The organism is Trichlorobacter thiogenes (genome assembly GCF_900167465.1).
Classification (GTDB): domain Bacteria; phylum Desulfobacterota; class Desulfuromonadia; order Geobacterales; family Pseudopelobacteraceae; genus Trichlorobacter; species Trichlorobacter thiogenes.
In genome coordinates this window covers 182,940-205,804 of sequence record NZ_FUWR01000002.1, presented here as the reverse complement: position 1 = coordinate 205,804, position 22,865 = coordinate 182,940, and the positions used below count along the sequence as shown (strand labels likewise).

Annotated in this window: 23 protein-coding genes; 15 read left to right on the top strand and 8 right to left on the bottom strand. The window is 53.8% G+C overall.

Annotated features, from left to right (window positions below; genetic code table 11):
* Positions 1-398 precede the first annotated feature (398 nt).
* The gene (locus B5D39_RS04250) at positions 399-710 is read left to right on the top strand and encodes a hypothetical protein (protein WP_078789154.1); all 312 of its coding nucleotides are present in this window, start codon (positions 399-401) and stop codon (positions 708-710) included.
* Positions 711-837: 127 nt separating this feature from the next.
* Here the strand turns inward: B5D39_RS04250 and B5D39_RS16695 are convergent, their stop codons facing one another.
* A complete protein-coding gene (locus tag B5D39_RS16695; protein WP_139366668.1) occupies positions 838-1,116 on the bottom strand; it encodes a hypothetical protein in 279 nt (92 codons plus the stop codon).
* Positions 1,117-1,337: 221 nt separating this feature from the next.
* Here B5D39_RS16695 and B5D39_RS04245 point away from each other — a divergent pair, with 221 nt between their 5' ends.
* From B5D39_RS04245 to B5D39_RS04215, 7 genes are all read left to right on the top strand, one after another.
* Positions 1,338-1,631: a hypothetical protein gene (locus B5D39_RS04245; RefSeq protein WP_078789153.1), complete on the top strand. Its 294-nt coding sequence runs from the start codon at positions 1,338-1,340 to the stop codon at positions 1,629-1,631.
* Between the two features lie 144 nt (positions 1,632-1,775).
* On the top strand, positions 1,776-2,405 hold the full coding sequence (locus B5D39_RS04240) for a hypothetical protein (protein ID WP_078789152.1): 630 nt from the start codon (positions 1,776-1,778) through the stop codon (positions 2,403-2,405).
* A 172-nt stretch (positions 2,406-2,577) separates the two neighbouring features.
* Positions 2,578-3,054, top strand: coding sequence for a hypothetical protein (locus B5D39_RS04235; RefSeq protein ID WP_208610546.1), 477 nt, complete (start codon positions 2,578-2,580; stop codon positions 3,052-3,054).
* 556 nt (positions 3,055-3,610) lie between these two features.
* On the top strand, positions 3,611-4,018 hold the full coding sequence (locus B5D39_RS04230; RefSeq protein WP_078789150.1) for a PIN domain-containing protein: 408 nt from the start codon (positions 3,611-3,613) through the stop codon (positions 4,016-4,018).
* On the top strand, positions 4,015-4,251 hold the full coding sequence (locus tag B5D39_RS04225; protein WP_078789149.1) for a toxin-antitoxin system HicB family antitoxin: 237 nt from the start codon (positions 4,015-4,017) through the stop codon (positions 4,249-4,251). Before B5D39_RS04230 ends, B5D39_RS04225 begins: the two co-directional genes overlap by 4 nt.
* Before the next feature lie 140 nt (positions 4,252-4,391).
* The gene (locus B5D39_RS04220; protein WP_078789148.1) at positions 4,392-4,622 is read left to right on the top strand and encodes a hypothetical protein; all 231 of its coding nucleotides are present in this window, start codon (positions 4,392-4,394) and stop codon (positions 4,620-4,622) included.
* Between the two features lie 64 nt (positions 4,623-4,686).
* Positions 4,687-5,223: a metal-dependent hydrolase gene (locus tag B5D39_RS04215; RefSeq protein ID WP_078789147.1), complete on the top strand. Its 537-nt coding sequence runs from the start codon at positions 4,687-4,689 to the stop codon at positions 5,221-5,223.
* A gap of 88 nt (positions 5,224-5,311) precedes the next feature.
* Here B5D39_RS04215 and B5D39_RS04210 read toward each other — a convergent pair whose 3' ends face one another.
* From B5D39_RS04210 to B5D39_RS04180, 7 genes are all read right to left on the bottom strand, one after another.
* Positions 5,312-6,607 carry a DEAD/DEAH box helicase gene (locus B5D39_RS04210; protein WP_078789146.1) on the bottom strand — a complete coding sequence of 432 codons (1,296 nt, stop codon included), beginning with the start codon at positions 6,605-6,607 and terminating at the stop codon, positions 5,312-5,314.
* Between the two features lie 478 nt (positions 6,608-7,085).
* Positions 7,086-7,844 carry an NADH-quinone oxidoreductase subunit B family protein gene (locus B5D39_RS04205; protein WP_078789145.1) on the bottom strand — a complete coding sequence of 253 codons (759 nt, stop codon included), beginning with the start codon at positions 7,842-7,844 and terminating at the stop codon, positions 7,086-7,088.
* Between the two features lie 15 nt (positions 7,845-7,859).
* Positions 7,860-9,380 (bottom strand): hydrogenase large subunit, encoded by a 1,521-nt coding sequence (locus tag B5D39_RS04200; RefSeq protein ID WP_078789144.1) that lies wholly within the window; start codon positions 9,378-9,380, stop codon positions 7,860-7,862.
* On the bottom strand, positions 9,377-10,813 hold the full coding sequence (locus B5D39_RS04195) for a proton-conducting transporter transmembrane domain-containing protein (protein WP_078789143.1): 1,437 nt from the start codon (positions 10,811-10,813) through the stop codon (positions 9,377-9,379). The genes B5D39_RS04200 and B5D39_RS04195 overlap by 4 nt, the downstream gene beginning before the upstream one ends.
* A 4-nt stretch (positions 10,814-10,817) precedes the next feature.
* Positions 10,818-11,459, bottom strand: coding sequence for a hydrogenase (locus B5D39_RS04190; protein ID WP_078789142.1), 642 nt, complete (start codon positions 11,457-11,459; stop codon positions 10,818-10,820).
* A gap of 5 nt (positions 11,460-11,464) precedes the next feature.
* On the bottom strand, positions 11,465-12,373 hold the full coding sequence (locus B5D39_RS04185; protein WP_078789161.1) for a respiratory chain complex I subunit 1 family protein: 909 nt from the start codon (positions 12,371-12,373) through the stop codon (positions 11,465-11,467).
* Positions 12,373-14,373: a proton-conducting transporter transmembrane domain-containing protein gene (locus tag B5D39_RS04180; protein WP_078789141.1), complete on the bottom strand. Its 2,001-nt coding sequence runs from the start codon at positions 14,371-14,373 to the stop codon at positions 12,373-12,375. Before B5D39_RS04180 ends, B5D39_RS04185 begins: the two co-directional genes overlap by 1 nt.
* A 187-nt stretch (positions 14,374-14,560) precedes the next feature.
* Here B5D39_RS04180 and B5D39_RS04175 point away from each other — a divergent pair, with 187 nt between their 5' ends.
* The 7 genes from B5D39_RS04175 to B5D39_RS04150 all read left to right on the top strand — a co-directional run bounded on the left by B5D39_RS04175 (position 14,561) and on the right by B5D39_RS04150 (position 22,855).
* Positions 14,561-15,250, top strand: coding sequence for a PTS sugar transporter subunit IIA (locus B5D39_RS04175; protein ID WP_078789160.1), 690 nt, complete (start codon positions 14,561-14,563; stop codon positions 15,248-15,250).
* Entirely contained in the window at positions 15,247-17,238 is a 1,992-nt protein-coding gene (locus B5D39_RS04170; protein WP_078789140.1) for a proton-conducting transporter transmembrane domain-containing protein, read from the top strand. The genes B5D39_RS04175 and B5D39_RS04170 overlap by 4 nt, the downstream gene beginning before the upstream one ends.
* A gap of 34 nt (positions 17,239-17,272) precedes the next feature.
* Positions 17,273-17,755 (top strand): DUF3124 domain-containing protein, encoded by a 483-nt coding sequence (locus B5D39_RS04165; protein ID WP_078789139.1) that lies wholly within the window; start codon positions 17,273-17,275, stop codon positions 17,753-17,755.
* A gap of 91 nt (positions 17,756-17,846) precedes the next feature.
* On the top strand, positions 17,847-19,289 hold the full coding sequence (locus tag B5D39_RS04160) for a glyceraldehyde-3-phosphate dehydrogenase (protein WP_078789138.1): 1,443 nt from the start codon (positions 17,847-17,849) through the stop codon (positions 19,287-19,289).
* A 600-nt stretch (positions 19,290-19,889) separates the two neighbouring features.
* Complete coding sequence (locus tag B5D39_RS04155; protein WP_078789137.1) at positions 19,890-20,723, top strand: KilA-N domain-containing protein; 834 nt, start codon at positions 19,890-19,892, stop codon at positions 20,721-20,723.
* A complete protein-coding gene (locus B5D39_RS16690) occupies positions 20,720-20,917 on the top strand; it encodes a hypothetical protein (protein ID WP_139366667.1) in 198 nt (65 codons plus the stop codon). Before B5D39_RS04155 ends, B5D39_RS16690 begins: the two co-directional genes overlap by 4 nt.
* 162 nt (positions 20,918-21,079) lie before the next feature.
* Positions 21,080-22,855, top strand: a complete 1,776-nt coding sequence (locus B5D39_RS04150) for a phosphorylase family protein (protein WP_078789136.1) — start codon at positions 21,080-21,082, stop codon at positions 22,853-22,855.
* The last annotated feature ends 10 nt before the right edge of the window (positions 22,856-22,865 follow it).

Here is a 22,865-nt window from a genome sequence, read left to right as displayed (position 1 = left end):
TCGCCAGCCGGTTATCTCGTAAACGTTAGAAACTTTGTGTGGTAGCGTCCTCCGTGGAACCTAAAGTCAAAAACGCTTCGGCCCGCTAGCCCGCATTAAATCTGGGCTAGCAGCCTTTTCGCAACAAGTTAAAATTCAGTGGTTGGTTGGTCGGCATTTCAGACAGGTAGGCAAGATCAAGCTGGCCGGTTCTTCCGGCTTTTGTGGGTGGTTTTCGGCAGCGCAAGGTAAACGCCAACTTGGTCAAGTTCTTCCTCGCTCCTAACGGCTCAATCAACTCGGACTGGCTTGGGCTGCGCTGAATTTCACCAGTATCTCAGACGTCAGTTGGTCGGCAGTTCAAGCAGCACCGCTCCGGCGTCGCCAGCCGGTTATCTCGTAAACGTTAGGCCTTTTCTATGAGTACACCTGTTAAACCAGAAATTGTAGTCGAGATAACGCTTCTAACTACTGAAGTGGGAGGCAGAAAAAATTCAATACCTGAAGGCGAATATCGCGGTGTTTTGGGTGTTGGTACAGAAAATTTCTCTGTTCGCTTCTTCATCCCCATTGAATGCAATTTGACCCCAGGTGCAACACAACAAATTGGCGTGCAGTTTCTTTTTCCTGAAATTGCACTTCCACATTTCCCTGTAGGTGCGACATTCACAGTATGGGAAGGAAGAATCATCGGTAATGGTCGGGTACTTGAGGTACTTAAACAGGCCTAACGGCTCAATCAACTCGGACTGGCTTACTGTGCGCTGAATTTCACCAATATCTCAGTCGTCAGTTGGTCGGCAGTTCAGGCAACACCGCTCCGGCATCGCCAGCCGGTTATCTCGTAAACGTTGGGTACTAAACCGGCAGCGGTTTTTCATGTCCGCACATAACACACCGCAGGCGGGCAGCTTCAGGTGGTATTGTTCTGGTCTTTTCGTACTTATGATCTCCAGTATTCAGGCAGTCTGCTGCAAATGCTTCGTAACGCATTATTATTGTTGTATTAAAAATAAACGCCTTATCGCATTCACGGCATGTCATTTCGTGGTCGGTGTCCTCGGAATACCCCTTGCCGTCGTCATGGCATACCTCGTTATCAGCACCACAGTATGGGCATTGCAGGTCGTTTTTCATGGCGGGTACCTAACGGCTCAATCAAGTGTGAGTTACTTACTCTCGCCTCAATTTTTAGCCGATCCTTTCTGTAAGTGTTTGTTTTTGTACGTTACTTCGCCTGTCGTAACCACCTTATCTCTCAGGCGTTAGGTCCAAAATATCAAGTTTATGCGAAAGCAATAAATTGTGCTTGAATTACCTCACACACTGAAACTATTGGAGAATCGAGAAACATTTTCATGCCCGAACATCTTATACGAAATGGCGAGCTCTGGCTAAATCCTGACGAGAAGGTCATAAAAATTGTAGAAAATGGACGTGATGACCATATTGGGCTCATCACAACAAGGGCAAGTGGCCATATATATGCTTCCATGCTTATACATGAAAACGCGATGGGATATCGATACGATGTGCCTCGCTGGGAGTTTAGTGGTAATGAACGTACTATTTTCGAATCAATCGATGATGCAGAGGCCGTGATACGAACGAACCTTATATTTATTGAAGGCATGAACTCAAAAAAGACCTAACGGCTCAATCAACTCGGACTGGCTTACTGTGCGCTGAATTTCACCAGTTTCTCAGTCGCCAGTTGGCCAGTTAGTCAGGCAGCACCACTCCGGCATCGCCAGCCGGTTATCTCGTAAACGTTAGGGATTTTACAGGGCATAAATATGGAATCTGTGAACGTTAATTTTTTTGCAACAGAAGAAGACCTCAAAGCAATTATTGATTTCATATTTTCTTCCACCGATGTTCGTGTCTTTGAATCTTATTCAGCTTACGGTCAAAAGTTGAGAGAATTTTGCTCTACCGAAGACATATATGCAGCTTTCCCTCTGGGAAAAGATGTAAATGGAAACGGCAATGCAATATTACTTCAGCTATGGTCTCCTTCAGTTATGAACGAACTTTCAATCAAGCGTATTGAACTAAATCCAGCAGCGTGTAAAGGCCACACATTCCGCCATACAATCGAAGGAGGCGCGCTGATTCAGCTGTATTTAGGTGGCATCCACAACAAAATCATTACGCAATCCCATTTTGGCCACCAGAGCCAAAAACGAGCACAAAAGTGGGAGGCAGACTACAATATTGACTGGCATTCACTCAAAATCTTATCCAATAAAATTCAGTACTTTATCAAACGAAAATTAGCCGTTGTAAAAGTTTCGAGTTGTCCTGTTCTGCCTAAAGCATACGAGTTGGCAAGTTCTGGCTACTCCTTAAAGGCAGCTGCAAAGACTCCTTGGGCGTATGAATTGGCAAATGCTATAAACACCCGAAACAGCGCCAATCCCTAACGGCTCAATCAACTCGGACTGGCTTACTGTGCGCTGAATTTCACCAGTTCCTCAGTCGTCAGTTGCTCGGTAGTTTAAGCAGCACCGCTCCGGCATCGCCAGCCGGTTATCTCGTAAACGTTAGAGCCTCGAAAAGGAAACAATGTATATGGCAACTGGCCGAAGTAATCAGGTGGCAAAACAAATAGGTGAGTATCTCGTTGCATGTGAACTTGCTCGCAGAGACCTTCTTGTCGCAACCTTCTCTGGCAATGTTCCTGACTTTGACCTAATAGCCACCGGTTCTGGCGGTGTATCATGTCCAATCCAGGTAAAAACCAGCATGAGTGGCACTTGGCAGTTCTCAATAAACAAGTTTGCAGATGTCACGTTTGAAGGGAACAGGCAAATTATAGGCAACAAAATAAAGCTCCCAATACCCCAACTTATTTGCGTTTTTGTACTTGCAGGAAAAAAATACGGTGAAGATCAGTTTTTCGTTCTTGAGTGGGCCAAAGTACAAGACATTATTATCATAAACTATAAGGGCTGGTTGGACTCACACGGTGGTATACGGCCTAAAAAACCAGATTCGCTGCATTGCACCATCAGCAAATCAGATCTGCTCAGCTATCAGGACAACTGGGAGCTCATCGGCAACAGGCTCTAACGGCTCAATCAACTCGGACTGGCTTACTGTGCGCTGAATTTCACCAGTTTCTCAGTCGTCAGTTGGCCGGTTAGTCAGGCAGCACCGCTCCGGCATCGCCAGCCGGTTATCTCGTAAACGTTAGAAACTTTGTGTAACAGCGTCCTTCGTGGAACCTAAAGTCAAAAACGCTTCGGTCAGCTAAGCCGCATTAAATCTGGGCTGGCGGGCTTTTCTCAGCAAGTTGAAATTCAAGGGTTGTTTGGTAAGCTGTTTCAGTTGCTCGGCAAGATCCGGCTGTCCGGTTCGTCCGGCTTTTGTGGGTGGTTTCGGCAACGCAAGGTAAACGCAGGCTTGGTCAAGTTCTTCCTCGCTCCTAACGGCTCAATCAACTCGGACTGGCTTACTGTGTGTTGAATTGCACCAGTTTCTCAGTCGTCAGTTGGTCGGTTAGTCAGGCAGCACCGCTCCGGCATCGCCAACCGGTTATCTCGTAAACGTTAGGGTTATCAACTCATATCAAACAATCATCCAATCTTCCCATTGACAGCAATGTCGCACCATATATAATACCATTATGGCACCACAGATAATACTCGATACCAATGTCCTTGTCGCAGCTTTCAAATCATCGCGGGGAGCATCATACCGCCTACTGTCACTTGTTGACTCTGGCAAGTTTCAGTTGAACGTCTCCACGCCCTTGGTCGCTGAATATGAAGAAATCTTGCGCCGCGAGACACCACATATTAACGCCGCAGACGTTGTTGACTATCTCTGTGCCATTGCAAACCGCCACAAGATTTTCTTTCTGTGGCGCCCTGTATTGAGAGACCCGGACGATGATTTTATTCTTGAGCTGGCGGTCAAATGTAATTCCATTATCGTTACATGGAATATTAAGGACTTCAAAAAGGCTGCCCGTTTTGGAATAAGTGTTATGACACCAAAAGAATTTTTAGAGCAAACAGGAGAACTGCCATGACAGCAATAAATGTAAGACTTCCAGACTCATTGCATCAAATGGCAAAGAATGTTGCCACGCAGGACCATATCTCACTGAACCAGTTCATAGCTTCTGCTGTGGCAGAAAAAATATCTGCATTAACCACAGAGCGTTATCTTGAAGAACGTGCCCAAAGAGGTTCAAAAGAAAAGTTTCTTCAAGCAATGTCAATGGTTCCAAATGTAGAACCAGAACCGTTCGACCGCCTGTAACCCTAACGGCTCAATCAACTTGGCCTGGCTGGTGTTGTGCTGAATTTCACCAGTATCTCAGTCGGAAGTATGTCGGTTAGTCAGGCAGCGCCGCTCCGGCATCGCCAGCCGGTTATCTCGTAAACGTTTGAGGCTATCTTATGAGAAACATCTACAAGAAGGATCCAGCTTCACTAGCAGTTATGGCGATTACCCTTATTTTATTTATCAGTGCTCTTTTTACAACGGGCTTCACACACGATCTACTATTGGAAACTGGCGTTTTTCTTGTCTCTGTGAAACTAGTTATCATGAATTATAAAAATGGAGTAACTGCAGATGCTATTCAAACACAACTCAAAGAGATAAAAGAATTATTGATTAAGCAGTAGTCAATTTTTCTGGTCAACCTCTAACGCCTCAATCAACTCCGGTTGACTTACTGACAGGACCAATATGCCAACCATCATCACACATCCGGCAGTACCGCTTGCCATGGCATACGGAATGGGTCGCAACATCATCTCCACAAGACTGCTACTGGCCGGTGTGGTTGCCTCGGTATTACCAGATCTCGATGTTCTGGCTTTTCGCTTTGGTATCCCCTATGCCGCTGCATTCGGTCATCGCGGTTTTAGCCATTCTGTGCTGTTTGCCGTTAGTGTCGCCTGTATCGGCGCCTGTATGGCAAGGTGGCTTAACTCTACTTCTCTAAGGACGTTTTTCTTTCTCTTTTTAGCAGTTATTTCCCACGGCATTCTTGATGCCTTTACCACCGGTGGGCTGGGTATTGCGTTTTTATGGCCCTGGTCTGATGCACGATTTTTTGCGCCTATCCAGGTGATTAAGGTCTCGCCTTTTGGTGTCTCGCGTTTTTTATCACCGAGAGGTTTTGCCGTACTAAAGTCTGAACTGCTCTGGGTATGGCTACCATCAGGCATCGTAATGGCTGGTATGATGATTACGAGGCGTTTAGCTTTGCAACGACGTTAAACAGTCTGCCGCCACCCCAAACACAGAAACGCCCTGATCGGATAATCCGAACAGGGCGTTTGCGGTTTACAACATCACAACAGGCTGATTAGCGTTGGCTACGGCCCCGTTGCTGATAGCCTGATTTTGATTTGGGAGCAGCAGCGCCACCTTTACCTGCACCAGCGCCCTGACGGCGTTGGCCACCGGCTGCAAAGGGACGACGCCCTTTACCGGCACCATTGCCGCCACGACCGGGAACCGGCAGGGTGCTGACCGGCTCAAGACCGGGGATGGTGTGCATCTGGACGGTCTGACCGGTATAGCGCTGAATCCGCTGAAGATAGACAGCATCAGCAGGGGATACAAAGGAGATGGCAACTCCGGTGGCACCGGCACGACCGGTACGACCGATCCGGTGGACATAGTCTTCAGCTGCGCGGGGCAGGTCAAAGTTGATTACATGGCTGATGCCGTTGATATCAAGACCGCGGGCTGCCACATCGGTGGCAACCAGGAAGCGCACCTTGCCGCGACGCAGGTTGGTCAGGGTACGGGTACGGGCGCCCTGGGTCATGTCGCCATGCAGGGCGGCAGCAGAGAGGCCACGATCGTACAGATCACGTGCCAGGGTATCGGCATCCCGCTTGGTGGCGGAGAAGATGATCGCCTGGGTAATGGCAGGATCGTCCAGCAGATGATGCAGCATCTTGTGCTTGTGACCCAGGTTATCGGTCAGGTGCATCCGCTGTTCAATGGAGTCATGGTTGGCCTGTGGGCTGGAGATGGCAATCCGTGACGGTTCCTTCAGCAGACGGCCAGCCAGACGGGCCATCGGGTCATCCATGGTGGCGGTAAACAGCAGGGTCTGACGCTTCTTGGGGGTAGCAGCGGCAATCTGATCAACCGCATCGGTAAAGCCCATATCCAGCATCCGGTCTGCCTCATCCAGCACCAGCAGCTCTACCCGTGACAGGTCAATCCGGCCACGCTCAAGGTGGTCGATCAGACGGCCCGGGGTGGCAACAATCAGGTCAACCGGCTGACGCAGCAGACGGACCTGATCGGGATACGGCATACCGCCCACGATGGAGCCGTAGCGCATACGCAGGAAGCGGCCATAACGGGCCACCGAATCAGCAACCTGGGCTGCAAGCTCACGGGTGGGGGTCAGCACCAGCACGCGGGGACCGATCCCTGCAGGACCCGGCTTTGCCAGCCGCTCAAGGGCGGGGATGATAAAGGCAGCGGTCTTGCCGGTGCCGGTCTGGGCAGAGGCGATCAGATCGCGACCAGAGAGTGCCTGAGGAATGGCCTCAGCCTGGATCGGTGTCGGGGTGGCATAACCACAGGCGGAAATGGCCTTCTGGATGGAAGCGTGCAAATTCAGTTCAGCAAACGACATAAAAATCTCCTGATTCAACACGAGCGGAAACCTGCCGGCATCGCTGTCTAAGTCTGTTGAATCGTCTGTACATGTGTCGTGTGGAGGGCGCGTCGGGACAACCGTTATCCCCGTAGGATCAGCGCATCAACCACGTGTGGCCGGCAGTACTCATTCAGATTCCCGGCAGGTAAACAAGCCTGCACGAAAGTGGGAATCAACTGTCGCAAACCAAACGCGGTGCTGCAGAATCGGGAAATAAACCGGATGCAGAAGGGGGTCAGGCAGCGAGATAACGAGGCGAAAAATTAACTTTTGATATTTACGCGAATACTTTTAGAAACACAAGCAAAATAAGTTAACAAGACCAATAAACATAAAAAACGTCATGAGGAGGGCCGGATACCAGGCGCCCGGAACGCAGCGACCGAGACATACCGAACTGGTAGGCGAGGAAGCGAGTACCGCGTAACGCAGTAGACGGCCTCCGCAATAGTTTTCAGGCAAGCCGCCCCTGCAACCGCAACAGTCCATCCAGAATAGTAGCCGGATGGGGAGGACAACCAGGGATATAGAGATCAACCGGCAGCAGTGTATCAAGACTAAGACTGATCTGAGGCGAACCACTGAACGGACCGCCGCTAATGGCGCAGGCACCGCAGGCCACCACAATTTTGGGAGCAGGAATCGCCTCCCAGGTCTTGAGCAGCGCCTCCCGCATGTTCTCACTGACCGGCCCAGTCACCCAGATCCCGTCGGCATGGCGGGGTGAGGCCACAAACTGAATCCCGAAACGCCCCAGGTCCCAGCCGATGGTGGTCAACACGTTGCTGTCAGCTTCACAGGCGTTGCAGCCACCGGCACTGACTTCACGGAATTTAAGGGAGCGACCGAACAGCTTACGCAGGTCAGGTGCCAGCGGTTGAGCAAGTTTGTGTTCTGTATTGCTCTGCAGCAGCAGATCTTCACGCCTGGAGACGGCCAGACGGTGGTCGTTACTAAAACCAACACAGGAGGATGCCGGGCAGTCTGCACAAAAGAGGCATTTGGCCATATCAAGCGTCAACCCGGTTTCAGAACAACCAAGCGCACCAAAGGGACATGCTGCAGCGCAGTCCGCTCCATCCAGATGACAGAGCAGATCCTTCTGCAGCGTTGGATACCCACGGAACCGCTCCGGCAGGGTCACGGGCCCATCAGGATAGGCCATGGTCCGGTATCCCTGGATGCTCAGACGTTCTTTAAGGGCACGCAGCATACCGCTTCACCTCCATTACAGGTCAAATCCGCAATACGACAGGTTAAAGCTCTTGTTACAGAGCGGAAAATCGGAGATCTGCTCATTGCGTAGCGCCATGGCTAACCCCTGCCAGTTATGGAACGAGGGGTCGCAGATCTTGTACTGTTTGAAGCGGCCATCCGGTCCGGTGATGGCCAGATGACAGATCTCACCGCGCCAACCTTCAGTCAGGGCCACGGTCAGATGATCCCCCAGCAACGGCTTTGGTTCTACGGCATGGGACCCGGATGGTAACTGACGCAGCTGTTCCACACAGAAATCCAGCGATTTCTGGCATTCCTCCCAGCGCACCATACTGCGGCTGCAGACATCACCGTGATGGGCAGTGGCAATCGGTACCTGCGCCATGCGATAGATACCAAAGGGGTAGTCAGAACGCACATCCCGTTTCAGGCTGCAGGCCCGGGCAGCAGGCCCCACCAGCCCCATCTCAAGGGCAGACTCAGCCGATACAGCGCCGGTTCCCTCCAGACGTGACATGACCGAGGGGGTGTTCCAGAGCAGCTCAATGGCGCTGGTCAACTCCGCCCGCCCCGTTGCCAGACGGTTTTGCAACTCTTCACGCTGGGCCTGATCCAGCCCAAAGACGGTACCACCCGGTTTCAGCAGGCCACGACCAAAACGGCTGCCACAGATAAAGGCGCTCATGTTGAGGAAGTCACCCCGGATTCGGCCACAGAATGAGGCGGTGGGCAGATAGCCCACATCACCGGCAATGGCCCCCAGGTCACCGGTATGGTTGGCCAGACGCTCCAGCTCAAGTGCTACACCGCGCAACGCCTCAGCCGCAGCAGGAGGTCTGGTTTTGGAAAGCGACTCAACCACCATGCAGTAGGCCTGACCATGGCCAATACTGGTATCTCCGGCAATCGCCTCCATCTGGCGCAGGGTTTGGGGATGGGGTCCACCCATCAGCAGTTGCTCAATGCCGCGATGCTGATACCCCAGCGATATCTCAAGGTGGAAGACCTGCTCTCCGTGACACTGGAAACGGAAATGACCCGGCTCGATCACCCCGGCATGGACCGGGCCAACCGCCACCTCATGGATCTCCTCGCCCTCCACCCGGTAGTAGTCCATCACCCCCACCTGAATCGGCTGATCATCAGGACGGCCCCAGGCATCTTGTCGGCCCACCGCTGAACGGACAAAGCGAACCGGCTTAAACCAGGGATGGCCGATAAAACGGATGCCGCACTGTTCGGCAATCTCCCGCTCAAACAGCTGCAGCTGGGGGCACTGGACCGCAAGGGAAGGAAATTCTGTACCACTGCAAACCGTCTGCATGATCCCCAGTACGCCATCAGCGGGAGATGCCAGCAGACAGTACAGGGTCGTGGTCTCGCCAGCCGGGAAGCCGCAGTAGCTGCTGACCCGCCAGCCGCGGCCGGTCATTGCAAGGATGGTCTGCAGAAAGCGATCCTGGTCGCAGCAAGGGATATCTGCACAGGCAATGGCGCGGCCATTGTAGATCAGGCGTAGGGTATCGTTCATGACCGTACCTCCAGCATGGCGGCGCCGTCCTTCAACAGCTGCAGCAGCGCCTCAGGCGGCCAGACCCCCAGCCAGACAATCACCAGCAACATCACCAGCGGCGGCCCCACCGTCAGCATCCGGTCACGATAATCAGTCACCTCCAGATCAGTGCGGGGCGTGCCCATCACCATCGGCAGTACGGTCAGGGCCATGCCGATAAAGATGGCTGCCAGAAACAGCAGGAACAGGCCCCCCACCAGATACTGACGTTGGACAAAGATGCTGCTGATAATAGAGAACTCACTGATAAAGGGAGAGAACGGCGGTGAACCGGTAATGGCGATGAATCCGGCCAGAAAGAGCCCGCCAGACCAGGGCAGCCGGGTCAGCGCCCCCTGCACCACCTCGACCGTCTTGCCGCCGTAGGAACGGTGGATATTGCCGGAGGAGAGAAACAGCACCCCCTTGGTCAGACCGTTATTGATCAGGTGGAACAGCACCCCGAACAGGGCTCCTTTGCCGATCCCCAGACCAACCGCCAGAATACCGACATGCTCAACACTGGAGTAGGCCAGCATCCGCTTAAAATCATGCTGACGGGCCATAAAGATGGCCGCCACCGCCATGGATATCAGCCCTAGCACCACCAACACCTGCTGAAAAAACAGTAACTCGGTTACTGAAGCAAGGCAGATTTGATACACCCGCAGAATGGCCAGAAAGGCACAGTTAACCAGGCCGCCAGCCAGCAGCGCCCCCACCAGACCAGGGGCCTCGCCGTAGGCATCCGGCTTCCAGGTATGCAGCGGCGCCAGCCCCAGCTTGGAGCCGTAGCCCACCAACAGAAAAATAAAGGCGGCATGCAGCCAGCCCCGGTTCAGGGCAGAGGCATCTTCAAGCAGATCAGGCAGCAGCAGGGTGGCATTCTGATGGGCAACGTGGGTGGCATAGGCCAGAAACAGCAGCCCCAGCAGGGCCAGGGCGATCCCCACCGAGCAGATCAGCAGATATTTCCAAGTGGCCTCAATTGAGCGGGCATTACGGTTAAAGTAGATCAGCGGTGCCATGGAGACGGTGGTGGTCTCTATTGCCACCCAGAGCAGTCCCAGATGCTGGCAGAGGGTCACCAGCGACATGGCAGCCAGACAGACCAGCAGGCCCAGACAGAGCACACGGTTTGAACGTTCCTGACGGTAGGCCAGATAGCCGACCGCGTAGACCGCACAGACCGCAAACAGGCTGCTGATTGCCAGCAGGGTGATCTTGCCCAGCGGGTCCAGCCAGATCCAGCCGCCATGTACCGGAACGGTTGGTGAGGCGATCAGATAGAGGCTTAAGCCCAGATGCGGCAGGGCGATGGTCGGCAGCATAAGTGGACGCAGACGATTACCGGGTATCAGCCAGGCGATCAGGGCACCCAGCAACGGCAGCAGGACAAGCAGATGAATCATGGTCCTACTCCTCCCGCAGCGTCTGTAACCGTGAGGTGTCCACCGTTGAAAACTCACGATTGATATGGTTGATCACAATCCCCATCACAAAAATCCCCACCAGGAGGTCCAGCAGTGCGCCAGCCTCAACCATGAACGGCATCGCTTCAGTCAGCAGCAAGCCAAAGATAAAGATCCCGTTTTCCAGCACCAGATAGCCGATAACCTGGGATATCGCCTTTTTACGGGTGGTTAGAATCAAAAATCCGGTCATCAGCGTGGCGATGGAGGCCGGTACAAACAACAGGTCACGGTGTTCCGGCGCCAACGGCAACCTCTGGGCAAACACAAAGGCAAGGGCCGTAAAGACCGCACCCAGCAGCAAGGTCGGCACATAGCCGATGAACGGTTCAACCTCTCGCCGGATCTGGGCCTTGCGCACCGCATCATTCAGCAGATAGGGGATCACCAGCCCCTTGGCCAGCAGAATACTGGCGGTAATGGCCAGCAAATGTCCGGAAAAAGGATGCAGCAGACCGGGTATAATCCCCAGGATTACCCCCTGGGCTGCCACGGCCCTGATCACAAAGGCCATCCGGCTGGAACCGAGCATGATGAAGTTGATCAGCATCACCAGCACCAGCAGTTGATCGGCAAAGGAAACCATCTGCATCACCTCACTATCAGCAACATGGCAAAAGCGGAAAGGATGGTGGCTGCCACCAGCAGTTGCGGAATCCTGATCAGCCGTAAACGGGCCATAACCGATTCCACCACACCGATCAGCACCGCCAGAAGCAGCATGGCTGCCACAAAGGCAATCCAGTCAATCAGCAAATTGCCGCTTTTAAACGGCAACGCCAGATTCACAAACACCGCCCCCAGCACAAACAGCTTCAGAGCAGCGCCGTACAGGATCAGGCCAAAGGCCGGACCGCTGTGATCCAGCACCATCACCTCATGGATCATGGTCAGTTCCAGGTGGGTGTTGGGATCATCAAACGGTATCCGGCAGTTTTCAGCCAACAGCGCAACAAACAGCGCCCCCACCAGCAACAGCATGGCAGCCCCGGCATCCTGCCAGACCGCTGGCGAAGGGTAGATCAGCATCGGCGTCAGGGAAAGGGACTTGCTCATCCTGGCCAGGGTGATCAGGATAAAAAACAGGGTCGGCTCCACCAGACAGGCAAAGGTCACTTCACGGGCCGCCCCCATCCCTTCAAAGGGTGATCCGGTATCAAGGGCAGCACTGGTGGTAAAGAATCGGGCCAGACCGAACAGATAGGCAAACAGGATCATATCACCGTTAAAGGAGATAATAGCCGGATGGTTGCCCAACGGCACCAGCAGCGCGGCCACCAGCGTTGCAGCCAGGGTCACCACCGGCCCGGCCCGGAAAATCCAGGTGGTGGTACTGCTAAAGACCGATCCTTTGCGAAACAGCTTGGCCAGATCGTAGTAGGGCTGAAAATACGGGGCACCCAGACGGCCTGCAAAGGCAGCCTTGGTCTTGTTGATCACCCCCAAAAGCAGCGGCGGCATCAGCAGCAACAACAGAATGTGAAACAGGATGCTCATCATCATGGCTGACTCCAGACCATCAGGACAAACAGGGTGGCAAAGATATACAGAATGTAGAGGTGCAGATGGCCGTGCTGCAGGTGCCGCAACCAGGCCAGACACCAATCAACCCCGCGCAGGGAAGGAATGATCATCTGGTCCAGGATCCGCTCTGTGGTGACCGTAACAAAACGGGTTGAAGCCGGGAAGGCACCGCTCAGCCCTGATACCCGCCCCTGTGATCCAACCAGACCACTGATCAGACCGGTAACCAGTTCAGAAAAGGCACTGCCGGTGTACTGCATCCGGGGGGTTGGCGCCAGATAGCCACAGCCCCAGGTACTGGATGCGGCAACCGGAGCCCGCTGCACCAGAAAACACCAGATCAGCCAGACCACCAGTATCCCGGCCAGCAGCAGACCGTTTACCAGGGCTATCTGCTGCAACGGCACGGCACCGGCAATCTGGGTAAACAGCAGGGGGGATACACCTGCGTACTGAATCACCACCGGCGCCACCAACTGCAACAACAATGGCGCGCCGATCCCGGCCAGCAGACAGAGGCCGGCCAAAAGCCCCATCGGCAGCAGCATGGCAAGCGGCGCTTCATGGCCCTGTTTTATTGCAGGATCACGGGCCACGCCAAGGAAAATCGCCCCATACAGCTTCACAAAGGTAATCACCGCCAACCCGCCCACCAGGGCCAGAATTGGCGCCACAAAACCGATCACCGGCAGCTCTGCAAGCATACCGTCTGAAAAGGCGCCAAAGTAGAGAAACAGTTCACCAACAAAACCGTTTAAGGGGGGCAGACCACAGATGGCAAGGGAGCCCACCAGAAACAGCGGGGCGGTGCGGGGCAGGACACGGGAAAGCCCGCCCATCCGGTCAATCTGACGGGTACCCGTGGCATGGATGATCGCTCCGCTGCCCAGAAACAGCAGTGGTTTAAACAGGGCGTGGTTGATGATATGGATACAAGCGCCAGCCAGCCCCAGCACAGCCAGCACCCGATTACCGGACTGCAGCCCCACCAGCGCCATACCCAGTCCGATACAGATAATGCCGATGTTTTCAATACTGCTGCAGGCCAGCAGACGTTTCAGATCCCGCTGCGCTGAAGCCAGTGCAATGCCGGTAATAGCCGAGACCGCCCCCAGCAGTAACAGCAGCCAGCCAAACCAGACCGGCAGCTGCTGAAAGAATGAAACCGTCCTGATGATACCGTAGATCCCCACCTTGAGCATGATGCCTGACATCAGGGCCGAGACATGGCTGGGGGCATTGGCATGGGCGCCGGGCAGCCAGATATGCAGCGGCATGATGCCTGCCTTGGCGCCAAACCCGATCAGGGCAGCCACCAGCATTACCAGGGTCACGGTAGCACCCAGAGCCAGACTGTGGGCCGGGGGAAATGCAAAAGAACCGGTTTCTCCCTTAACCAGAGAAAACAACACAAACAGGGCCATGGTGCCGGTATGGGTGGCCAGCAGGTAGACGGTGCCGGCCCGTTGCACCTGCAGGCTCTGCTGATCAGTCATCAGCAACAGCCAGGAGGAAAGGGCCATAATCTCCCAGGCCACCAGCAACAGCACGCCATGACGGGCCACCAGCACCAGTGCCATGGAGGCCAGCAGCAGACCGGAAAACAGGGTAACCCGTTTTTCAACAGCAGGCTGACTGGCAGCAGGCAGATAGGCAAGGCCATAGAGGGAGCAACAGAGCGCAGCTAATAACAGAGGAAGCAGAAAGAGTGCAGAGAGAGGGTCAACCGAGAGTTCGCAGGGGCCGAAGGGAAGTGGCCAATCAAGCTGATAGCGGGTGGCAGGAGCACCACCAAGAATCCGTAGCGCCCCCACCATTCCCCACAGGGCGGCGCAGGCGGTGATACCAACCGACAGGATCTGACCTGGTCCGGGCCGCTTCAGCAGCAGGCCGGGCAGGCCGCTCAATCCGATCAGTGTAATTGCCCACAACAGGCTGCCGACCGGATCAACGTCTATGTTCCAGACAAAGACCATAGCAAAACAGTTCCATTAATTGAGAAATAGCGCTGGACTAGTTAATACAGAGACAGCGTTTTAGCAAATACCGTTTTTCTATACCACAGACCCCAATAACATGGTATATTTTTTTGCCAGATGCAGCATATTAGGCTTAGTTACCACAGAAACAGCGTTACTACACACCATGAAAGGCACCACCGTTATGCAGCTAAAAGCAGCAGACGCAGCCCAGGCCCTGCATGTGGATGAAAAAACCGTCCTGCGCTGGATCAAAAACGATAAACTGCCTGCCGAGCAGATCCGGGGGGATTACCATATCAACCGGGTTGATCTGCTGGAGTGGGCCACCGAACGGGGGATCAAAGTTGATCCAACCATTTTTGAGCTTGATAACTCTGATGACACCCGCCCCTTACCACTGTTAAGTCAGGCCCTTGAGGCAGGCGGGATTCACTGCAATGTGACCGGCAGCGATGTCCAGTCAGTACTGCAGCAGGTGGTGGACCTGCTTAACCTGCCGGAAGAACTTGATCCTGATTTTGTACTGCAGGTGCTGCTGGCCCGGGAGGCGATGGGCACCACCGCGGTGGGTGACGGCATCGCCATCCCCCATGTCCGTAACCCGCTGCTGCTGCGACTGCCGGTGCCCAAGGTATCGCTCTGCTTTCTAGCCCAGCCGGTGGATTTTGGCGCGCTGGATGGCAAGCCGGTGCAGACCCTGTTCACCATCACCAGCCCCACCGTCCGTACCCATCTGCACCTGCTTTCAAAGCTGGCCTATGCCTTGCGTGATGACAGGCTGCGTCAGGTCTTAAAGACGCCCTGCCAATCAGAGCTGATTCTGTCCACCCTGCGTCAGATTGAAAATGACATCGGAAAGGCAAGCCCATGAGCTACGGGACCTGGGGAGTTGATCCAACCTTGCTGCTGATCGGTGCGGTGCTGCTTGCCGCCCTGTCCGGCCTGCCTGCGTTATTGAAACTGCTTCCCCCTGTCCCTGCCCAGCGCCTGAGCGTCTTCCTGATTGCCGTTGCCACTATCCTTGGGCTTGGCGCAGCACTCAGCAGCCTGCTTACCGGCAACAGCACCAGCTACCTTGTGACCCTGTCACTCCCCTTTGGCCCGCATATCCTGGCCCTTGATCCCCTTTCAGCCCTGTTTGTGATCCCGATTCTGATGGTTGCCTGCAGTTGCAGCATCTACAGCCTGGGCTACTGGCCCGCTGACCACCACCCCCGCACCACCCGTAAAATCACCTTTTTCTTCGGACTACTGGTGGCAGCGCTGCTCTGGGTGCTGATCGCCCGTTCCGCGGGGCTGTTCCTGATCGGCTGGGAGATCATGGCCCTGGCCGCCTATTTTGTACTGACCACCAATGATGATGATGAAGAGGTGCGCACAGCAGGCAGTCTCTACATGATCTGCACCCACACCGGCACCCTGTCGCTGTTTGGCCTGTTTTCCCTGCTGGCAGCACAGACCGGCAGTTTTCTGCTGCCCCAGGCTGCCAGTCTTGATGGCAGCGCCCCCTTTGCAACAGCAGTACTGCTGCTGGCCCTGCTGGGCTTTGGCCTCAAGGCCGGTATCATGCCGCTGCATATCTGGCTCCCCTCTGCCCATGCCAATGCACCCAGCCATATCTCAGCCATCATGTCCGGGGTCATCCTTAAGATCGGCATCTACGGCCTGGTCCGCACCCTCTCCTGCTTCACCAATATTCCGCTCTGGTGGGGGATTACGGTCCTGGCCCTGGGGGTGATCTCCGGTGTGGTCGGCGTGGCCTTTGCCATTGGTCAGCATGACCTGAAGCGGTTGCTGGCCTACCACAGCATTGAAAACATCGGCATCATCTACATCGGCATCGGTGTGGCCCTGATCGGCGCCCATAACGGATCCAGCCTGCTGATCCTGTTGGGCATGGGCGGCGCGCTGCTGCATGTGATCAACCATGCCCTGTTCAAATCACTGCTGTTTCTGGGGGCCGGATCAATCATCCATGCCATCGGCACCCGGGAGATTGACCGGATGGGCGGGCTGTTGCGCCGGATGCCCTGGACCGCCTTCTTCTTTCTGGTGGGTGCCGTGGCGATCTGCGGCCTGCCACCCTTGAACGGTTTTGTCAGTGAACTGTTGATCTATCTGGGCCTGTTTAATGGCGCCATGCAGGGCAGCGGTGCGGCAGCAGTTGCCCTGGCAGCACCGTTTCTGGCGCTGGTGGGCGGGTTGGCGGTGGCCTGTTTTGTCAAGGTCTTTGGCGTGGTCTTTCTGGGGACTGCCCGGACTGATCAAGCTGCCCTGGCCCACGAAGCCGGTAGTAGCATGAAGATCCCCATGGCACTGCTGGCGCTGGTCTGCACCACCATCGGCCTGCTGCCCGCCCTGGTTGCGCCACTGCTGGACCGTGCCGTTACGGCCTGGTATCCCAACCTGGCAGCATCAGACCTGCGGCTGGCCGTTGCTGCGCCACTGGGCTGGGTTACCCTGCTGGGGCTTGCCCTGCTTGTTGCTATTGCTCTTTTTTACCGGATCAGCCAGCGCCGCAGCAGTGATCCAACCAGCGAGACCTGGGGCTGCGGCTACCTGGCACCCACCAGCAGGATGCAGTACAGCTCATCATCCTTTGCAGAGATGTTGACCAAGCTGTTTGCCGGCATCTTGCGCCCCCATACCCACCAGCCAGAGATCAGCGGTTCATTCCCGTCATCCACCCGTTTTGCAAGCCATGTACCTGAGGCAGTACTGGAGCAGGTCTATCTGCCGTTTCTGGACTGGGCCAATCAAAAACTGACCCCGCTGCGTCACCTGCAGCATGGCCATCTGCACCTCTACATCCTCTACACCCTGCTGACATTGATTGCCCTGCTGGCCATTCCTCTGTAAACTACCCCTATTCCGACTTCATCAGGAGGCTGCCATGACGCTGTTCAACCGGTCACGAACCACCCTTGCCGCCGCTCTTTTTTGCCTTTCGCTCCTACCAGCACTCTGTTGGTCCGCAGAACCTCAACGCTCACGGGGGCAGACCGTCTATGTCCCGGCCTACTCCCATGTCTTTACCGGGCCACGGGCCAACCCCTATAATCTGGCCATTACCCTGACCCTGAGAAATACTGATCCCAGAGATGGCATGGTGGTGACCGCCATTGACTACTATGACCACAGCGGCAGGCTGATCCGCCGCTACGCCCCCTCCCCCCTTGGCCTGACACCACTTACCTCCAGCTATATCCACCTTGAAGAAAAAGACACCAGCGGCGGTTTTGCCCCCAAGTTCATTGTCCGCTGGGAATCTCAGCGTCCCATCAGCGCACCGGTCATTGAGGCGGTCATGATCGGCGCCACCTCAGGCCAGGGGATCTCCTTTGTCAGCCAGGGACAGGTCATTCAGGAACGGTAACGCTTGCTGCAAAAATGTGACTGACTCTTGACAGATGCCGCTACTCGGCAGATGATTACGAGTTTTTATTTTATCCGAGGGGAACAACGGTATGAAAAGCAAACAGGAAGATCACCTGAAGGAATGGCAAGGACTGGAAGAGGCAGCAGAGCAGATGCTGCCCCTGGTTGGCCAGCTCTACCGCGAACGGAACATTGTCTGCACGGTCTATGGCCGTTCACTGGTACACAGCACCACCATCGATATTCTCAAGGCCCACCGCTTTGCCCGTCTGATCATTGATGAAGAGCTGTCAGCACTTAAAACCCTGCCGATTGTCGAGGCCATCTGCCAGCTTGATCTGGCCCCGGCCCGGATCGATATCGGTAAGCTTGCCGTTGGTTTTGGTAACCAACAGGCAACCACCAGTGTCAGTGACTACCTCCGGGGCGAACTGGCAACGGTCAACACCGGACGCCACACCCTGCTGGATGAGCCACAGGATATTGTACTGTACGGCTTTGGTCGGATCGGCCGTCTGCTGGCCCGACTGCTGGTTGAAAAATCAGGCAGCGGCGAGAAGCTGCGCCTGCGGGCAGCGGTAGTGCGTAAAGGCAGTGCCGACGACCTGCTCAAGCGTGCCAGCCTACTGCGTCGTGACTCGATCCACGGCCAGTTCAGCGGCATCATCACCGTGGATGAGGAAGAAAACGCCATCATCGCTAACGGCAACATGATCAGGATCATCTACGCCGATGCCCCGGAAAATGTAGACTACACCGCCTATGGCATCAACAACGCCATCCTGATCGACAACACCGGCAAATGGCGCGACCGCGAAGGACTGGGCCGCCACCTGCAAGCCAAGGGGATCAGCAAGGTAATCCTGACCGCACCGGGCAAGGGTGATATCCCCAACGTGGTGGCCGGGGTCAACAACGAACTGATCGTTGAGAACGAAACCATCTTCTCCGCTGCCAGCTGTACCACCAACGCCATTGTGCCGGTGCTGAAGGCGATCCATGACCGTTTCACCATCCAGCACGGCCATGTGGAGACCTGCCACTCCTACACCAATGACCAGAACCTGATCGACAACTACCACAAAGGTTCACGCCGTGGCCGCAGTGCCCCGCTGAACATGGTTATTACCGAGACCGGCGCTGCCAAAGCCGTTGCCAAAGTCATCCCTGATCTGGCTGGCAAGCTGACCGGCAATGCCATCCGGGTGCCAACCCCCAACGTCTCCCTGGCGATCCTGAATCTGGGGCTGGGACAGGAAACCAACGTCAAGGAGCTGAACAGCTTCCTGCGGGATACCGCCCTCAACTCACCGCTGCAGAACCAGATTGATTACGTGGTGTCACCGGAAGTGGTCTCCAGCGACTTTGTCGGCTCACGCCATGCCGGCGTGGTTGACTCCCTGGCCACCATTGTCCAGGGTAACCGCTGCGTGCTGTATGTCTGGTACGATAATGAGTTTGGTTACAGCTGTCAGGTAGTGCGGATGGTGCAGAAAATGGCGGGGATTGAGCTGCCGTCGCTGCCTAACTAAGCCAGCCTCCCGGCCCCCGCTGCAATGAAGCCTCATCAGATCTAATGTCTGGTGAGGCTTCACTTTATTTACTTACCTGAAACTGAAAATTGCAGGCCCTGCTGTAGCCCTTATTGCATACGGCGGCACTATCCAGCCGCGCCTTTTAGGCACTCGGCAGTAAATAAATGTGCCAGATGGCGCTCAGATTTATGTCAGATTTTGCTGTGCCGATTGAGCAAAACCGCAGACGTAGTTGTTCTACGTTGAGGATTTTGTGATTGAGGCGCAGCGAAATATGGCACGAAGATGAGATGCAAGATGATATGTTTATTTACTGCCGAGTGCCTTAAGTAGCAATGGGGTCTTCCAACGTGCCAGGATTGAAACTACAACGTATCAACCTTGAAGCCTGACCCCACAGATTCCATGAGCCGGTTTTGTGGTGGAAATGCTGCGAAAATCCGGGAGTGTCCTGTCTTTTTACTGATGGAACATGAACCTGATCCGTGGTAGAAATGCTACGAAAATCGGGGAGTGTCCTGATTTTCCCAATTCCTTAGACGGGCGACATTACGAAATTTTCTGCCTGATATACATTGTCGGCAACAAGGAGTGACAATGGCAAAACGAAACACGATTGAGGTGCAGGGAACGGTCGTTACCGTTCAGCATCGATCCGATGATGACTATATTTCTCTGACAGACATCGCCAAACACAAAGAACCGGATCGATCGGATATCGTCATTCAGAACTGGATGAGAAACCGCAATACCGTAGAATTTCTTGGCATATGGGAACAATTGAATAATCCTGTTTTTAAACCCATCGAATTCGAGGGGTTTAAAAACAGAGCCGGGCTCAACAGCTTCGTCCTGACGCCGCGCCAATGGATTGATGCAACCAATGCCATAGGAATGGTCTCCCGGTCAGGGAGGTACGGCGGTACCTTCGCACACAAGGATATCGCCTTTGAATTTGCCTCCTGGATATCGGTTGAGTTCAAGCTTTATCTGATCAAGGAGTTCCAGCGCCTCAAAGACGATGAAAACCGGCGGCTGTCGCTGGCCTGGAATCTGAACCGCACCCTTTCCAAACTCAACTATCGTATTCACACCGATGCCATCAAGCTGCATCTTATCCCGGATGAAGTTACCGCCGCCCAGGCCGCTGTCACCTATGCCAATGAAGCCGATCTGCTGAATGTCGCCCTGTTCGGCGAAACCGCCCGCGAGTGGCGTGATGGCAATCCACAGGCTGAGGGCAATATGCGTGACCACGCGACCGTCGAACAGCTTCTGGTTCTGGCCAATATTGAGAGTATGAATGCGGAACTGATCCACATGGGGCTGACGCAGGGCGAACGGCTTCGGCGTCTGAACGAAATCGCCATCCGCCAGATGCGGGTGCTGACTTCAACGAATGTGACTAAAAAGCTGAAGCAGGATCGATGATTCGTTCGATCAGATTCTTGATGGTGTCAGGGGATTTAAGGAGGAGTTTAACAGGGGTTGAGTATTTATTTTCAGGAAATCATTTGATGACTGACCATCTCGACAAAGCTAAACGCTCATGGGATATGAGCCTGATTCGTGGTGGAAATGCTACGAAAACCGGGGAGTGTTCTGTTTTTTTGCCCGGTGGATAGCATGAACTACGAGCGCGAGCGGCCGATCAAGATGGCTTGGCGGCTCAGGTATGCGATGTCGGTGGAGATGCTTGAGGATAATAGAAGGGGTAGATAGAAGTTTAGCTTGCCATTAATCGAAAGTTTATAAAGAACCTGGAAATAGGAGGTTGTAAGTTAAGCATGGAATTTATTTCGTCAATCGATCAAGTCTTGCCTGAAATTATGAAGCTATTGCAAGCACTGCCAATTGCTGGGATGCCTCAAGAACCTACACAGCCTGAAGCAATTAGAAAAGTCTGGCAGGCAGTTGATGAAACAAGGATGTATCTCGCATCTGCTCGGGGAGAAGATACAAAACTCAATCGACCAAATCCGAAATTGGTGGCTCTATGGTCCGATGCTTCATTAGCAATTTCAACAATAGATGACGATCTTGCTCGACGACTACGAATGAAAGCAGAGTATTGGAGTGACCCTATGAATTGGACTTCAGAACAAGTTGTAAAGGCAAGAATTACGATTGATGGAGTTGCAGCAGAATCACGGAGATTAGTTGATGATTTACCTGCTTCTACAATACCTGCTAAACTAATTGTTTCGAGTTCTATAGATCAATCCAAAAGTCATTCATCGCAATCTCAGCCAATTGATATTCTACTGTTGTGTGCATTAAAAGATGAATTTGATGAGGTTCTTTCTGTTCGTGATGGGATTATTGCTCCTGGGTGGAGGATGGCCCCCGATCTCTCAGGGCGAATCGTTGCCGATGCTCAGTTTGCTACAAACAGTGGAGTTCCGATAAGCATACGTGCCACCTACGCTGGCTATATGGGGCGGGAACAAACGCAAGCTGTTGCTAGTAGTATAATCTGTAGTTCTTCGGTGAAGTGCCTTGCAATGAGTGGTATATGCGCTGGGCGTCGTGGAGAGGTTGCGTTGGGAGATGTCATTTTCGGAGAGCGGTTATGGTCGTATGATTCCGGTAAATCGAGAGTGGAATCGGGGCATGAAACTTTTGAATATGACATGCTCCAGTATCGACCTTCAGAAGTGTGGGTTCAGCAGATGCAAGCTGTGAAGTTTGCGGGTACGCCCTCTTGGATGGAGGAACGCCCACGACTTACGTATGAATGCCAAGAAAACTGGGTATTGAAATGTTTACTGAATTGCATTGATCCTAAGGCGCAAGCGGATTTCGAAAGTCAATGCCCGAATTGGTCAAAGGTTCTGGAGCACCTCACGCAAAAAAAATGGATTACGGAGCCGCTAACTCTAACTGATCAAGGAAAATCCTATATTGAAGATTTGTGTAGTCGGTTTCCGACACAACTACCGCAACCGGCTAATTTCCAAATCCATGTAGCTCCGATAGCAACTGGAGCCGCAGTAAAGGTGGACGATCAACTTTTTCCAAAGCTTTCTGTGTCGATGAGGAAGGTATTAGGGGTAGAAATGGAGGCTAGCGGCTTGGCAGCGCTTGCCGAAGCACATAAAATTCCGGCAATTATTGCAAAAGGAGTTTCAGATTTTGGCGATAAATTCAAGGATGATCGGTATCGTAAATTTGCCGCACGTGCTTCTGCAGAAGCATTGATCTTACTCCTGCGCAACTCAAATCATTTATTGCCATCTCAGCATGAAATACCTGTTCTCGCTATGCATGCTACGAAGGGGCCGGTTTACTCTTCAGGTGGGCAAACACTGCCAATGGATCTGATTGAACTGCTTGCAGACAACTATCCAGACACTGCAGATGCCCGTGCTCTTTGGGAGCGTGCAGGGGGTAGGCGGCGAGATGTTGAAAACAATCCGAGACCAGTTGATTTGTGGCAGAGGATATGGATACGATGCGACCAGGGCGCGATTGTAACTCCATTTGCGCTATTGCAGTCAGTACTTGCTGATTTTCCGAACAATAAAATCATCCAAAAATATATACAGGTACATGCTCAATAATATTGAAGGA